General features: G+C 67.5%; 13 protein-coding genes. 5 read left to right on the top strand and 8 right to left on the bottom strand.

Annotation, left to right across the window (positions count from 1 at the left end):
• Positions 1 to 226: 226 nt before the first annotated feature.
• Complete coding sequence (locus E3O18_RS05990; protein ID WP_134393648.1) at positions 227 to 925, bottom strand: hypothetical protein; 699 nt, start codon at positions 923 to 925, stop codon at positions 227 to 229.
• A 500-nt stretch (positions 926 to 1425) separates the two neighbouring features.
• On the opposite strand from E3O18_RS05990, the gene E3O18_RS05985 reads away from it, so the two are divergent.
• On the top strand, positions 1426 to 3837 hold the full coding sequence (locus E3O18_RS05985) for an AMP-binding protein (protein ID WP_166784546.1): 2412 nt from the start codon (positions 1426 to 1428) through the stop codon (positions 3835 to 3837).
• 48 nt (positions 3838 to 3885) lie between these two features.
• Here E3O18_RS05985 and E3O18_RS05980 read toward each other — a convergent pair whose 3' ends face one another.
• On the bottom strand, positions 3886 to 4587 hold the full coding sequence (locus tag E3O18_RS05980; protein ID WP_134417715.1) for a DUF4386 domain-containing protein: 702 nt from the start codon (positions 4585 to 4587) through the stop codon (positions 3886 to 3888).
• Positions 4588 to 4700: 113 nt separating this feature from the next.
• Here E3O18_RS05980 and E3O18_RS05975 point away from each other — a divergent pair, with 113 nt between their 5' ends.
• Positions 4701 to 5387: a TetR/AcrR family transcriptional regulator gene (locus E3O18_RS05975; protein ID WP_198410562.1), complete on the top strand. Its 687-nt coding sequence runs from the start codon at positions 4701 to 4703 to the stop codon at positions 5385 to 5387.
• 73 nt (positions 5388 to 5460) lie between these two features.
• Here the strand turns inward: E3O18_RS05975 and E3O18_RS05970 are convergent, their stop codons facing one another.
• The 3 genes from E3O18_RS05970 to E3O18_RS05960 form a co-directional block, all read right to left on the bottom strand.
• Complete coding sequence (locus E3O18_RS05970; protein WP_134393645.1) at positions 5461 to 6501, bottom strand: hemolysin family protein; 1041 nt, start codon at positions 6499 to 6501, stop codon at positions 5461 to 5463.
• On the bottom strand, positions 6494 to 7861 hold the full coding sequence (locus E3O18_RS05965) for a hemolysin family protein (protein ID WP_134393702.1): 1368 nt from the start codon (positions 7859 to 7861) through the stop codon (positions 6494 to 6496). The genes E3O18_RS05970 and E3O18_RS05965 overlap by 8 nt, the downstream gene beginning before the upstream one ends.
• Positions 7862 to 8582: 721 nt before the next feature.
• Positions 8583 to 9419, bottom strand: coding sequence for an exodeoxyribonuclease III (locus E3O18_RS05960; protein WP_134393644.1), 837 nt, complete (start codon positions 9417 to 9419; stop codon positions 8583 to 8585).
• 151 nt (positions 9420 to 9570) lie between these two features.
• Here E3O18_RS05960 and E3O18_RS05955 point away from each other — a divergent pair, with 151 nt between their 5' ends.
• The 3 genes from E3O18_RS05955 to cofC are packed head-to-tail and all read left to right on the top strand — an operon-like array spanning position 9571 to position 12049.
• Positions 9571 to 10572, top strand: coding sequence for a TIGR03557 family F420-dependent LLM class oxidoreductase (locus E3O18_RS05955; RefSeq protein WP_134393643.1), 1002 nt, complete (start codon positions 9571 to 9573; stop codon positions 10570 to 10572).
• Between the two features lie 2 nt (positions 10573 to 10574).
• Entirely contained in the window at positions 10575 to 11399 is an 825-nt protein-coding gene (cofE, locus tag E3O18_RS05950) for a coenzyme F420-0:L-glutamate ligase (RefSeq protein WP_198410564.1), read from the top strand.
• The gene (cofC, locus tag E3O18_RS05945; protein ID WP_134393642.1) at positions 11396 to 12049 is read left to right on the top strand and encodes a 2-phospho-L-lactate guanylyltransferase; all 654 of its coding nucleotides are present in this window, start codon (positions 11396 to 11398) and stop codon (positions 12047 to 12049) included. Before cofE ends, cofC begins: the two co-directional genes overlap by 4 nt.
• Positions 12050 to 12156: 107 nt before the next feature.
• Here cofC and cofD read toward each other — a convergent pair whose 3' ends face one another.
• From cofD to E3O18_RS05930, 3 genes are read right to left on the bottom strand one after another with little or no spacing between them, the layout of a single operon-like run.
• Positions 12157 to 13158 carry a 2-phospho-L-lactate transferase gene (cofD, locus tag E3O18_RS05940; protein ID WP_134393641.1) on the bottom strand — a complete coding sequence of 334 codons (1002 nt, stop codon included), beginning with the start codon at positions 13156 to 13158 and terminating at the stop codon, positions 12157 to 12159.
• Positions 13155 to 14021: an ATP-binding cassette domain-containing protein gene (locus tag E3O18_RS05935; protein ID WP_134417714.1), complete on the bottom strand. Its 867-nt coding sequence runs from the start codon at positions 14019 to 14021 to the stop codon at positions 13155 to 13157. Before E3O18_RS05935 ends, cofD begins: the two co-directional genes overlap by 4 nt.
• Entirely contained in the window at positions 14012 to 15034 is a 1023-nt protein-coding gene (locus E3O18_RS05930; RefSeq protein ID WP_134393700.1) for a putative F420-0 ABC transporter permease subunit, read from the bottom strand. The genes E3O18_RS05935 and E3O18_RS05930 overlap by 10 nt, the downstream gene beginning before the upstream one ends.
• Positions 15035 to 15172: the final 138 nt, after the last annotated feature.

Raw genomic sequence — 15172 nt, 5'->3', positions numbered from 1 at the left:
GCCCCGTCACCTGCGCCGGGACTGAGCGGGCAAGTCCGAGGACTCGTGTGTCCGGGTTGCCCCGCGAACTCCTGCTCGCTTCGCGTGGCCGAAAAATACGAGGAACACCATGAACGCGTACATCACGACCACCTCTCCCCGCGACGGTGATTTCGGTATGCCTATGGCCCATCCGGCAGGATGGGCCATAGGCTCTTTCAACCCAGAGTCGTGCTGAGGGTGCTGTCTATCCCAGGATGCCGCAGGCGGCCGGATCCGTTGCTTCTGCCGGCAGGTTCGGGTCGAGTTCGCTTGCACCTCGGCTGAAGTCATACTCGCCGTTGCCGTTGTAGTCGACGCCATGGATCACGACGACGCCTTCGCCCTCGCGGATGGAATCAGCGATCTCTTTCGCCGTTCCTGTTCCGCTGGGGCCGGGGTATCCGGTTCCCCCCACCTTGGTGATGTGGAGATTGTCGCGGCTGTAGTGGTAGCTGCCGCCCTCAGACACCGGGAACCGGGTGACGTCCAGCAAGCTGGCCGGTGAGGTGTCCCCTGTCGTCGTCAGTGAGACGACGACCGGTCCGTAGGCGGGAATCCCTTCCACGGTGTTCAGGCGACCATCACCGTTGCTGTCCAGTGCGATGGTGGGGCACTCTTGCATCGCCTGGTTGCCGTAGTGAATGTGCTGAGCGTGCGGGGCATCTGGCATCAGCCCGGAGGCGTGCACTTCAATGTGCTTGATCTTCTGGTTGCGAACTGTCGCGGTTGCAGTTCCGGATGCCCCGGATCCGTTGAGTTCCGTGAGGTTCGCGGTCAACGTCACCGTTTTGGGGGTGCGTTCGGATTGCGTGGTCTGCGCTTGAGCTGCTCCGGATCCGAGTACGGCTGCGGCGAACAACGCAACAGTCGAAACTCCGAGAATCCCGATGGAATGTCGTTTCACGATTTACTCCTTGGTCAGCGGTCAACGAGGAATTCCCGTTGATCATTGGTGGTTCGGAGCGGACAGTAATGAGGTTTGGTCATGTAGACAAGGCCGGGTGCGTGTCGGTCATCCGATTCGGTCTCGGAGAGACGACTTCCTCGTCGCAGGTTTGCCGGTCCATCCACAGGGTTCGTGAACTAAGGTTAGCCTTGCCTCAGTGTGACTGCGGGGGCAAACTTCGACCAGAGACAGCCGTGCGCACCGACAAAACATACGATGCATTCCCGCCCGCAAGGATATGCGCGGTAGAACCACTGAGGAGCACCCGACGCGACCCGGTGGGCGGTTTTGAGGCCCTCCGACTCCTCTCCGGCGATCCGTCCGCGACTGCCCTCGTGACCGCGAATGGAACCATAAACTACGCCGAACTGGACGAACTTGTCCGTGACCGGCGTGAATTATTGGGAGACCGCCGCCGACTCGTCATGGTGTCGTGCGCGAACGCCCTGGAGCCCCTGGTGACTTATCTCGCCGCGCTCGCGGCGGGGCATCCAGTTCTCCTCGTCGCAGGCGACGGGGACGAGCCGAGCCAGGAGCGGAACAGGAACGGGCTCCTTGAGCGTTACGACCCCGACGTGGTTTTGGCGCCCGTCGGCGGCGAATGGCGTCTGGATGAGCGACGCGAGGGAAGCCGGCACACGTTGCACCCTGAGCTGGCACTGCTGCTCAGCACCTCGGGCTCGACAGGATCGCCGAAACTCGTTCGGCTGTCACGCGAGAATGTGCGCAGCAACGCGAGAAGCATCGCCGACTACCTCGCCCTGACCGAGCAGGACCGGGCGGCCACAACCCTGCCGATGCACTACTGCTACGGCCTCTCAGTCGTGAACAGCCACCTGATCTCCGGGGCGAGCCTGCTCCTCACCGAGCGTTCTGTGGTCGAGTCTGCATTCTGGAACGAGTTCGACGCGGCAGGGGCCACCTCCTTCGCCGGCGTTCCCTACACCTTCGACCTTCTCGATTCGACCGGATTCGCTGGGCGCCAACATTCGAGCCTGCGCTACATCACTCAGGCCGGCGGCCGGCTCGGCCCCGACCGGGTGCGCGATTACGCCCGGCTGGGGCAAGAACGTGGATTCGACTTCGTCGTCATGTACGGACAGACAGAGGCGACCGCACGGATGGCCTACCTGCCGCCGGAGTTGGCGGCGACCCGGCCTGAATCCATCGGAATCCCGATACCGGGCGGGCAGTTCCGCATCGACGACGCCGACGAGCACTCGGTCGGTAACCTCGTGTACACCGGGCCGAACGTCATGATGGGATACGCGGAGAGCCCGGAGGAACTCGCCGCTGGACCGACAGTGGGGGATCTGCGCACCGGCGATCTAGCCCGCCAGCACGACGACGGACTCTTCGAAATCGTCGGGCGGAGCAGTCGCTTCGTCAAGATATACGGCCTGCGGATCGACCTCGACCGGGTCGAACGGCTCCTTGACGACGACGGTGTCGAAGCGAGGGCGGTGAACCTTGAGGAACGCCTTGTGGTTTTCGTGCGAGAGCGGTGGGCCCTCGGGCTCGTCGCGCCGATCGTCGCGGAGGCGCTTGGCTTGCCCGATCACATCGTCCGGGTGCACCTTGTCGAGGAGTTCCCCCTGACGTCCAGCGGCAAGCCGGACACCGCGAGCCTGCTTCGGGAGGCGGCGGACCTCGAGCGAGAAGTCCCGCTGGTGGATCGCAGAGGGACCGTAACGGCGGAAAATATTCGGGCGCTCTACTCAACCCTCCTTGACCGTCCGGACGCGGTCCTGGACGACAGCTTCGTCGCGCTGCACGGCGACTCGCTCAGCTACGTCGAGGTCTCGGTGCGGCTCGAGCAGATGCTCGGCACGCTCCCCAGGGACTGGCCCGCGAAATCGGCCCGGGAGTTGGCGAGCCGCCGAACCGCACCGTCCGGGGCGCGACCCCGACGGTCGCTGGCGCGCATGGAGACATCCGTAGTGCTGCGGGCTATCGCCATCGCGCTCATCACGGGGACGCACGCCAACCTCTTCCAGATGCAGGGCGGTGCTCACCTGCTGCTCGGAATCCTGGGCTATAACCTGGCCCGATTCCAGTTCGCCGATATACCTCGGCCGGTACGGCTCGGGAAGCTTCTGCGCAGCGCCGTCCAGATCTTCGTCCCGGCCGTGCTGTGGATCGGTGGAGTTGCCCTGATCGGAGGGATGTACGAACCCGCGACGGTCTTCATGCTGCACAACCTGCTCGGCGGCGACGAACGCTGGACGGTGCAATGGCAGTACTGGTTCCTGGAATCCGTCGTGTGGACGATCCTTGGCCTTGCGCTTCTCTTCTGCGTGCCCCAGCTCGACCGGATCGAGCGCCGATACCCCTTCGTCTTCGCGGCGTCCTTCTTTGCGGGGGCGCTTCTGCTTCGTCTGCTGCTGACCGGAGGGGTCGAGGCAGGGCCGACCGAACGTTATTCGCTGCCGTTCGTGCTCTGGCTCATCGCTCTCGGCTGGCTCATCGCGCGTTCCACGGACGTCACTCGGCGGGTGCTGAGCTCTGCGCTCGTCGTGCTCTCCGTTCCGGGCTTCTTCGGCGACCCGGCCCGCGAGGCGATCACGATTGCGGGACTGCTTCTTCTCCTCTGGATTCCGGCCGTCCCCGTCCCGCGGATTCTGGTGTCGGTGCTGAGCGTCACGGCCTCGGCATCGTTGTTCGTATATCTCGTCCATTGGCAGGTCTTCCCGCTTTTCGGGGACGACGTACCGCTGCTCGCCACCCTTGCCTCCTTCGCGGTGGGTATCCTCGCCTGGCGAGGATATTCCGCACTGAGCGCTTGGTGGACCCGTCATCCCGCGGTCGCAACCCGCACGCTTGTGGCCAATGTATTCGCGACAAGAACGTCGGCCGGTCGCCGGCGGTGAGGTTGGGCTGGATGAGTGGGGCATAGTTCGGGGTGAGGTCGGGTGCGGTTAGGAACGCGGGAGACGCCGTCCCCCGATGAGCAGCCAGAAGATCATGGCGGTCTCGCCCACGAAGCCGAACAGGCCGAAGGTCGGGGTGAAGGCGGGTGCCACCACCAGGCCGATGAGGTCGGCAATGTAACCGATGCCGGCGAGACCGATCAGGATTCCAAAGACCTTCGGCATGAAGCCCGAGCGGATCGACAGGTAGGCGATCAGGAGGAGATGCACCCCGAACAGGCCCAGGGCGGTGGTCCAGATCGACGAGAACGAGTCGATGTCGGCCAGCGCGGCTTCCGGGGTGTCGAGGTTGGTGAAGGCGACCACGAGCCGGCTGAGGGCGACCATGAACCACCCGGCGAAAGCGATTCTGATCAACCCGGCACCAGCGGAGACGACACGGCTGACGGGCTTGAAGAGCGCGTAGGTGCCGGCGGCGGCGACGACGTCCAGCACGACGACGACACACAGCGCGCCGATCCCGGCGAGCCACAGCGCCGGCGAGGCGGAAATGGCATCGGTCGTCTTTTCCGCATCACCGGCGGTCACGAGGCTGTTGACGGCGATGAAATAACCAAAGATCGAGAGGAACACCATGGCCGTGAGGGCGGTGCCCGTTACGAGCGCTCCGGTCCGCTGTGACCAGCGGAAGGGGTTGAGGGTGGCAGCCGGCGCCGTGGCGCTGGGGGCGGGGTGGAGGTGAGTGGTCATGGCTCGTATCCTTACTGTATCTGTGGCTAGAACTTACGACGTATGTTTATCATGTAAGTAAAATATATGTACGTGGTAAGGTTTGTCAACGAATATGAGTGCAGGAGAGAGACTTGGCAGCAGCACGTGAAGCAGCACCCGCACCTCGAGCTCGTTTGAACCGCGAGCGGGTGATCGCCACCGCCGTTCGCCTTGCCGACACGGAGGGGCTTGAAGCCCTCACGATGCGGCGTCTGGGCGAGGATCTGAACGTGAAGGCCATGTCGATCTATAACCACGTGGCCAACAAGGATGACCTCATCAACGCCATGGCCGATGCGATCTTCGGCGAGATCGAATTGCCGTCACACAGCGATGAGTGGAAGCCGGCAATCCGAAAGCGCTCGATCTCATTCCGGGATGTCCTCGCCCGTCATGCCTGGGCTACGACCGTTCGTGACTCCGGAACGAACCCGGGACCGGGCACCCTCCGCCACCACGACCGGGTGATCGGAACCTTCCGCAACGGCGGTTTCTCGGTTGAGAAGACGGCCCACGCGTTCTCCGCTGTCGACAGCTATATCTACGGGTTCGCGATGCAGGAGAAGAGCCTGCCCTTCACCACGCCGGACGAGACGGCAGCGATGGCCGCGATCATGCTGGCGCAGCTGCCCACAAGCGAGTACCCGTACCTGGCTGAGCTCACGGCCGACCACGTCTTGAAGCCCGGATACTCCTATGGAGATGAATTCCTGGTCGGGCTCGACCTCATACTCGACGGACTCGAGACTCTGCGAGACACCGACTCGGCCTGTGAATGAATGAGGGCGTCATCAGACACACGTGACGGGCACCCATCGACATTCCACGCGGCATCCGCGCCCCGGCCGTCACCTACACGGTGGTGGCGTCATCGACCTGGCCGACGAGCTCCTCGATGATGTCCTCGAGGAACAGAACGCCCGTGGCGACTCCGTCAGCGTCGAACGATGTGGCGACATGCGCGCCGAGGCGCCGCATCGACGCCAGGGCATCTTCGAGCTCGCTGCCCCGGAACACGGAGGCCAGGCGACGGATGCGTTTGGCCGGCACCGGCTCCGTGAACGTGCTCCCGGAGGTGAGGTCCATCACGTCTTTCAGATGCAGGTAGCCCGTGGGCTGCCCGTCGACGTCAGTGAGGATGTACCGGGAGTAGCCGTGCTGGGCGACGGCCTGCTGGATGTCGGCGGGTGACGCGGATGCCGGCAGGCAGACTATTGCGCCGATCGGCACCTCCACGTCGGAGACTCGCTTCAAGGTGAACTCGAACGCGGCGGAGAGGGTGCCCGAAGCATCCGTCAGCAGGCCCTCTCGGGTGGACTGCTCCACGATGCCGGCCACCTCGTCGAGGGTGAACGCGCTGGTCGCCTCATTCTTCGGCTGCACCTTGAACAGGCGCAGCATGCCGTTCGCCAGCCAGTTCAGGCTGACGATCACCGGGCTGAAGATGCGGGCGACGAGGACGAGCGGCGGCGCCAGGATGAGCGCGGCGCGGTCGGGCACGGAGAAGGAGATGTTCTTGGGCACCATCTCGCCGAACACCACGTGCAGGAACGTCACGAGCGCGAGTGCGATAGCGAAGGCGATCACGCTGATCGCGCCCTCAGAGAGTCCGGTCAGGGCCAGCGGGTACTCCAACAGGCCGTGGATGGCCGGCTCGGACACGTTCAGGATCAGCAGCGAACACACGGTGATGCCCAACTGGCTGGTCGCCAGCATCAGGGTCGCGTGTTCCATCGCCCAGAGGGTGGTCTTCGCCGCCTTGTTGCCGCGGGCGGCGAGCGGCTCGATCTGGGACCGGCGGGCCGAGATCACGGCGAACTCGGCGCCCACGAAGAACGCGTTGACGGTCAACAACACGACGAGCCAGATCAGGCCCGGCCAGTACTCACTCATGGGCCAGGTCCTTCTGGATTCGCGTGACGATGCGGTCGTGTCTGGTGGCCAGGCTCGGATCGTGCTCGGGGTCTTCCGGGGTGTAGCGCACGCGCTGAACCTGCACGCCATCGACTCGGTCGATCCGCAGGATGCCCCCGTCGACGGGGACCTCGTCGCCGAGTTCGGGAATGCGGTCGAGCTGATCGGCGATGAAGCCCGCGACGGTCTCGTAGTCGCCGTCCTCGGGCACCGTGACGCCCGTACGATCGAACAGCTCGTCCGGCCGCCAGCCGGCGTCGAACACCACGGAACGCCCCGAACGTATGACGCCGGCTTTCGCCCGGTCATGCTCGTCTTCCAGCTCGCCCACAAGTTCTTCGACGAGGTCCTCGAGAGTGACGATGCCCGCCGTTCCGCCGTATTCGTCCGCGACGACCGCGATCTGGAAGCCCTGCCTGCGCAGCAGGCCCAGGAGCGTGTCGACGGCCATCGACTCGGGCACACGCAGTGCCTCCACCTTCAGCTCGTCGGCGGTGACCCGGTCGCGTTGCGTCAGCTCGACGGCGAAGGCCGCCTTGACGTGGAGCACCCCGACGATGTCGTCGGAATCCCTGTCGATCACGGGGAAGCGGGAGTAGCCGGTGGCCGTGGACAGGGCCAGGATGCTCTCGGCAGAGTCTGTGACCTTGACCGAGGACATCCGTACCCGGGGCGTCATGACGTCGTCGACCGTGTGGTCGGCAAAGCGCAGGGTGCGGTGCAGCATGGCTGCGTGGTCGTTGTCGAGCACGCCTTCCGTCGCCGACCGGCGCACGAGGAAGCTGAGTTCTTCGGCGCTTCGGGCACCCGAGAGTTCCTCTTTCGGCTCGATGCCGACCAGGCGGATCAGAGCGTTGGCGGTGTTGTTGAACAGCAGGATGACGGGCTTGAACACGGCGGTGAACAGGGCCTGCGGGGGCACCACGATCTTTGCCGTGGCCAGCGGCACGGCCAGGGCGAAGTTCTTCGGCACGAGCTCGCCGATCACCATGGAGAACAGGGTGGCCAGCGAAATGGCGGTGATGGTGCCGAGCAGCGGCACGAGTCCTTCGGGCACGCCGGCGCCCGTGAGCGGCCCGGTCAACAGCGAGCTGATGGCGGGCTCGAAGGTGAACCCGGTCAGCAGGGTGGTCAGCGTGATGCCGAGCTGCGCGCTGGACAGGTGCGTGGAGGTGATCTTCAGGGCCCTGATGGTCGGGCCGAGGCGTTTCTCGCCGCGTTCCTGCCGGGCCTCGAGCTCGTTGCGGTTCAGGGTGACCAGGGAGAATTCGGCGGCGACGAAGATGCCCGTTCCGACGGTGAGGAGAAGCCCGACCCCCACCATCGCCCACTCAAACAGCATGTGGCCCCCTCAGATTCGGGCGCAGGATGTCGAGGTGTGGCTGGATGGGCGAGGGTTTATCGGGGTCCATGAGGAGAGCAAGACTATCGGGCGGTGCCCGGTTGTGGCTGGGAAACTGTCGGTTCCGGCCGCCCCAAGCTCGTCGAATAGGCGGTGTTCTGGTCGGCTTCTCCATCATCCGATTCGTGATCTTCGTAGGTTATCTCGCCGAGCTCCGCGGCACCATCGGCGTTGGCGCCGGGCTGGCCATCAACCGGGTGTCCTTTCACGCTCCGATGGCTGAAACCGTGCCGGCTGCGGCTGCTCCGGGCGTTCGGTATGGCGTTGCACGGGGAGCGCCTGCACGAGGCGGGTTCGGGGCGCGAACGTGGAGCTGTTCGCGGTGGTGGCCGTCGCGGCGCTGCTTGCCCCGATCTAGCGGCCGGCCGGCCGATGGCCGAGCACGACATCGATCGCTCGAAGCCGAACACGGCTCCGGAGCACAAAGCGAGGGAAGGCCGGCCGAGCTGAGTCCGAGGCCCTGCGCCTCGTTCCGCCGTCGATGAACCGAGGCCACTCGGTGCGGTCGGCTCGATGCGGCGGGAGACGGTGCCGGAGGTCGCTGGGCGCGCGTGTGGCGATCCTGTGGCGCCCCCCCGGGGTACGGAAGGCATTGTGCGAGTATCGCCGCCGCGCTCGCCCGCGCCGTCGCCGGCACGTTTCCGGCTCGGTGCGCCGGTTAGAAGATCATCGGGCGGTCGTCGTCCTCGCCCTCGAGGGCCAGCTCCACGACCACGGGAACGTGGTCGCTCGGCGCATCACCCTTGCGCTCATTGCGGTGGATGCTCGCCGCGGTCACCAGTTCCGCGAACGCAGGGGAGCCGAGGATGAAGTCGATCCGCATGCCCTCGTTGCGGGGGAACCGCAGCTGTTTGTAATCCCAGAAGGTGTAACCCTCCGGAGCCAGCGGGCGCACCACATCGAGGATGCCCTCTGCCTCGAACGCGCGGAACGCGGTTCGCTCGGGCTCGGAGATGTGAGTGGATTCGCCGGGAACGAAGCTCGGGTCACCCATGTCACGCTCGAACGGGGCCACGTTCCAGTCGCCCATCAGTGCGAGGGCCAGGTGCGGGTCGCGAGCCAGTTCGTCCCGGGCGTGCGCGCGCAGGCGCTCCAGCCAGTCCAGCTTGTAGGCGAAGTGCGGGTCGTCGATGCCGCGTCCGTTCGGAACGTACAGGCTCCACAACCTCAGGTCCTCCACCGTGACGCCGAGCGCCCGGGCCTCGAGCGGGAGGCCGGGACCCTCCTGGCCCTTCAGAAAGCCGGGCATGCCGGGGAAGCCGGTGGCGACATCCGTCATCTCGTGGCGACTGGCGAACGCGACGCCGTTCCACTGGCTGAGGCCGTGGACGGCCAGCTCGTAGCCGGCGTCCTCGAACGCCTGCGCCGGGAACTGCTCGGGCTTGCACTTGATCTCCTGCATCGCGAGCACGTCGATGTCTTCGCGCACCATCCAGTCGACGACCCGGCCGACTCGGGCACGGATGGAGTTGACGTTCCAAGTGGCGATGCGCATGCTTCCAGCCTATTTGACGGATGCCCGGTGACGGATGCCCCCTGACGGATGCCCCCTGACGGATGCCGCTCGGGCGTTTCCGGGTGGGGAGGGGAGTTCTCGGAGCCGGGAGTGACAGGATCGAACCACAACGAAAGACAGGGCGGTACCCATGACGGATTTGCAGATCGGCTACGCGGCGATGCTGGAGCAGTTCGCTCCCGCGGAGGCGGTGGCCCTGTCGGCCTACGCCGAGGAACACGGGTTCACCGGGGTGATGGCGGCCGACCACTTCCAACCGTGGGTGCCCGCCCAGGGTGAGTCCTCGTTCGTCTGGAGCGTGCTCGCGGCGATCGGTGAGCGCACGAAGGGGGACCTCGGCCCCGGCGTCACCGCGCCCACCTTCCGGTGGCATCCGGCGATGGTGGCGCAGGCCTCCGCGACGCTCGCCTCGATGTACCCCGGCCGGCACTGGCTCGGCCTCGGCTCCGGCGAAGCACTGAACGAGCACATCGTCGGCCAGTATTGGCCGGAAGCCCCCGAGCGCATCAACCGCATGTTCGAGGCCATTGAGATCATCTCCAAGCTGTTCACCGCCTCCATCGCAGGCAAGGACGTCAAGCACTCCGGCCAGTTCTACAAGCTCGAGTCGACCCGGCTCTGGACCATGCCCGAGGTGGCCCCGGAGATTCTCGTCGCCACCGCCGGCCCGGTCACGGCCAAGCGCGCCGGGCGTCACGCCGACGGCCTGATCACGGTCGGAGCCCCGCTGGAAAAGATCTCGATGCTGTTCGGCAAGTTCGACGACGGCGCCCGGGATGGCGGCAAGGACCCGGCCGCTATGCCCAAGGTGCTGCAGCTGCACATGAGCTGGGCCGAAACCGACGAGGAGGCCATGCGGAACGCCCTGATCGAGTGGCCGAACGGTGGGATGAAGTTCCCGAAGGGGGATATCCGTTCACCGTTCGAATTCGAGCAGATCGCCAAACTCGTTCGCCCCGAGGACTTCGAGGGCCGCATGATCATCTCGGCCGACCCCGACGACCACCGGGCCTACATCCAGAAGTTCGTCGACCTCGGCTTCGACCGCATCTATCTGCACAACGTGGGCCGCAACCAGCGCCAGTGGATCGACGTTTTCGGCGCATCCGTGCTGCCGAAGCTCGTGCGCTAGTGGTGCCAGAACCAACCGGCCTGCACGTTTTCGTGCTGGAGGGCATCGGTGAGGTCGAGGCCGGCGCAGACCTCGCTGCGCTCATCGCCGACGCGGCAGGCAACCGCCTGCGCGACGGCGACATTCTCGCGGTGACAAGCAAGATCGTGTCAAAGGCCGAGGGCCGCCAGATGCGGGCGGCCGATCGGGAGCAGGCGATCACCGACGAGACGGTGCGGGTCGTCGCGACCCGCGCCTTTCCCGGCGGGATGACGCGGATCGTCGAGAACCGCCAGGGCCTGGTGATGGCCGCGGCCGGCGTCGACGCGAGCAACACCCCCGACGGGTTCGTGCTGCTCCTTCCCGTCGATCCGGATGCTTCCGCGCGCGCCCTCTGCACAGCCCTCCACGAACGCACCAGCCTGCGGCTCGGCGTGCTGATCACCGACACCGTCGGGCGCCCGTGGCGTGAGGGCCAGACCGACATCGCGATCGGCGCCGCCGGAGTCACGGTTCTCGACGACCTGCGCGGCACGACCGATGCGACCGGTCGGCGCCTCGACGTGACCGTCGCCGCGGTCGCCGATGAGATCGCCGGCGCGGCCGATTTGGTGAAGGGCAAGACCAGCGGAAACCCGGTCGCTGTCGTGCGCGGGCTCCGTCGCCTCGTGGGCGAGCCCGACGAAGCGGATGCGCGCGGAGCGACCCGGCTGCTGCGGCCGAGCGAGAACGACATGTTCCGGCTGGGGAGCGCCGAGGCGCACGCCGAGGGTTTCTCGGAAGGGTACGCGGCGGGGCTGGCCGCTGCCGCCGTCGACGCGGCATCCGTCGTGTCCGTCACCGAATGAGCTGGGTGGCGATCGTGCCCGTCAAGGGCAACCCCGGGGCGAAGAGCCGGCTGGGCAAGCGGCCCGATCGGGCCGGGCTGGCGGATGCCTTCGCTCTCGACACCGTCGCGGCCCTGCTGGCGGCGAATGGTGTCGACCGGGTGCTGGTCGTCACGGGCGACGGTGAACTGTCGGGTCGGCTGGCCGAGCTCGGGGTCGACATCGTGCGCGAGGCCCCGGCGCGCGAATCGATCCTGCCCGCGGACCCGTTGAACGCGGCAATCCGGCAGGGGCTGATGGTTGCCCGCGGGGCATTTCCGGAGGCGAACCTGGCCGTGCTGACCGGCGATCTGCCGGCGCTGACGCCCGCGGATGTCGAGCGCACTCTGCACCTCGCCGCCGCGCACGATCGCAGTTTGGTGCCCGACGCGGCCGGAACCGGAACCACGACTCTGCTCGCGCTCGCCGGAATCCTGATCGAGCCTCGGTTCGGGGTTGGGTCTCGGGCGGCCCATGAGGCCGCCGGCCATGTGCCGCTCCTGCTGGCGGCATCCGTTTCAATCCGTCACGACGTCGATACCGCCGCCGACCTTGCGGTGGCGCAGCGGCTCGGCGTCGGGCCGCACACCCTCCGGGTCGTCGAGGCCCCGGGGTCGGCCGCCGCCCGCTGATCGGCGCGTCGCTACAGTCGGAGATTTTTCGCACAACGCCGGGTGAGCGGGCGCCGCGAACGGCGTGTCACGAAAATCTTCGAGGCTACGTGTCCGCCCACTGCCGCTCAGACGAAGGAGAAGGTGCCGCGAGCGAGGGCGACCGCGTCCGCCGCTAGCCGCATGGTTGTCGCGGCATCCCGCATCCAGAGCGGCACGGCGACCGAATAGATGCCGGCGGCCGCCAGCGCCGGCAGCGCACCGGCATCCGTCTCGTCCACCAGCCACCCGTCGAGCACGCCGCCCGCGGCGCGGGAGCCGTAGTGCAGGCCCACGGCCTCGGCCGAAGTCTCGACGCCGATGGTGTGCAGGCAGGCGTCGGCCATGCCGCGCACGGCCGCGCCCGCGATGATCGGCGAGACGCCGACCACCGCGGCGGCGCTGGAACGCAGGGCGTCCCGGATACCCGGTACGGCGAGGATCGTACCGACCGAGACGACCGGGTTCGACGGCGGCAGGATCACCAGGTCGGCCGTCAGGATGGCGTCGACGACGCCCGGCGCGGGCACGGCGGCCTCACGTCCGACCTGCACGAACTCGGTCACCGGGACGCCGGCGCGATAGCGCACCCACCACTCCTCGAAGTGGATCAGCTCGCCGGCCCGGTGCTCATCGGCATCCATAGCCAGTCGGGCATGTGTCTCGACGGGGATGTCGCTCATCGGCAGCAGGCGCGCCCCGGGCTGCCAGCGGCGGCAGAGGAACTCGGTGGCCTCGCTCAGCGTGGAGCCGTTCCGGAGCAGGTCGCTGCGCACGATGTGGGTGGCCAGATCCAGGTCGCCGAGCGTGAACCAGGACCAGCCACGCCCGTAGGCGGCGATCTCAGCGGAGGCGCGGCGGGACTCCTCGGGCCGCCCCCAGCCCTGTTCCTCGTTGATGCCTCCGCCGAGGGTGTACATCACGGTGTCGAGGTCTGGGCAGATGCGCAGCCCGTCCAGCCACATGTCATCGCCCGTGTTCACGATCACCGTCACCGTCGCCTCCGGCTCGGTTGCCGCCAGGTGCTTCAGCAGCCCGCGGGTGAACCGGGCGCCGCCGATGCCGCCGGCCAGAACAGTGATGGTCGTCATCGGTGCGCTCTTTCGTGCTGGGTGACTTCGGGTTCACGGGGAGGCGGGAAGGCCGGAATCGGCGTGGATGGAGAGAACACGATCACCGGATGCCCGCCGCGCGGATGGGGGATCACGTCGCAGTCCACGCCGTAGACCTCCGCGATGGTCGCCGGCCGCAACACCGCCTCGGGGGTTCCGGCCGCGACCAGTCGCCCGTGGTGCAGCAGCAGGATCTGGTCGCAGAACGCGGCGGCCAGATTCAGGTCGTGCAGGGCCATGATCGCGGTCAGGCCCGTGCCGGCCGCGCCCGCGCAGAGCCCGCGCACCTGCCCGAGCAGTCCGAGCTGGGCGCTCACATCGAGGTGGTTGTTCGGCTCGTCCAGCAGCAGCAGACTCGGCCGCTGCGCCAACGCTCGGGCGATCTGCGCGCGCTGCTGCTCGCCGCCGCTGAGCGTATGCCACGCCCGATCGGCGAGGTCGCTGCCGCCGACCACGGCGAGTGATTCCTCGGCCACCCGGTGGTCGTCGTCGTCGCCGAAGCTGCCGAGCACCCGGCTGCGGTGCGGGATCCGGCCGAGGAGCACGACCTCGCGCACCGTGAGGTCGACGCTGGGCGCGGCGTTCTGCTCGAGCAGCGCCACCCGCCGGGCGGTCTCGCGCCGCGACAGACCGGACCCTCTGCCGGAGCGCGCTCCGTCGAGTTCGACGCCGCCGGCATCCGGCGTCTCCAGCCCTGCGATCAGGCGCAACAGGGTGGACTTGCCGGCCCCGTTGGGTCCGAGCAGGCCGGTCACCGCGCCCGTGGGCACGACCGCCGACACATCGGTCAGAATCGGGGTGCCGTCGACCTGGAACGACACCCGGTCGAGGATCACGACCATGCTGCGGCCCTTCTGCTCTTGATCAGCACGATGAAGACGGGCACGCCGATCAGCGCGGTGATGATGCCCACGGGCAGCTCGCGCGGGTCGAACACCGTGCGGGCGACCGTGTCGGCCACGATCAGGAACAGGGCGCCGAGCACCACGGTCAGCGGCAGCAGGCGGCGGTGGCCGGGCCCGCTCAGGCCGCGCACCAGGTGCGGCAGGATCAGGCCGACGAAGCCGATGGCCCCGCTCACGGCCACCATGGCGCCGGTCAGCAGCGCCACCGCGCCGAGCAGCATCCACCGGGTGCCGTTGACGTTGATGCCGAGGGATGCCGCGGCGATGTCCCCGAAGGTGAATGCGTCCAGACGGGTGGCCGAGAGCACGATCCCGGCGCCGACCACCACGAGGGCGGTGCCCGAGATGACGACGCTCGACCACGAGCTGCCGGCCAGCGAGCCCAGCAGCCAGTTGAGGATCTCCCGGTAGGAGTCGCCCTTGGCTGCCCAGAAGATGATGAAGGACGTGCCGGCCGCACCCAGTTGCGCAATGGCCAGGCCCGAGAGCACCGCCCGCCCGGGCGTGATCGTATTGCCGACCCGCGCGATGCTGAGCGTGGCGACGAGGGCTGCCAACGCGCCGAGGAACGCCGCGGCCGGCAGCGCCACCGCGACGCCGAGAACGATCACACAGACCGCGCCGAGAGAGGCCCCGCTCGACAGCCCGAGCAGGTAGGGGTCCGCCAGCGGGTTGCGAGTCACCGACTGCATCACCGCGCCGCAGAGCGCGAGCCCCGCGCCGACCGCGGCCGCCGTCAGCACGCGCGGCAGGCGCAGCTGCCACACGATCGAGTCGGTCAGCGGCGCCACCCCGGCGGCGCCCGGCAGGCCGAGGTGCCGGGCGAGGCTCGCGGCGACATCCGTCAGGCTCACGTCGGCCGGACCGATGGTCACGGCCAGCCCCGCCGTGAGCACGAGGGCCAGGACCGACAGGGCGAGCCAGCCCAGGTAGCGCGCGCGCCCGGCCACGCGACGGCTCTGGGCCGCCGTGCGTTCCGGCTGCTGCAGCTCCACCCGATCCACCCGATCCACCTGCCTCGCCTGTTCCGTCGTGTCTGTCCTGGTGGTGCTGTCCTGTCGTGCGTCGTGCGTCGTGCGTCCTGCTCT

The organism is Cryobacterium sp. TMT2-42-4 (assembly GCF_004402645.1).
In the GTDB taxonomy this organism is placed as follows: Bacteria; Actinomycetota; Actinomycetes; order Actinomycetales; family Microbacteriaceae; genus Cryobacterium; species Cryobacterium sandaracinum.
Note: the sequence above shows the minus strand (reverse complement) of the source record. Positions and strands in the feature narration are given on the sequence as shown.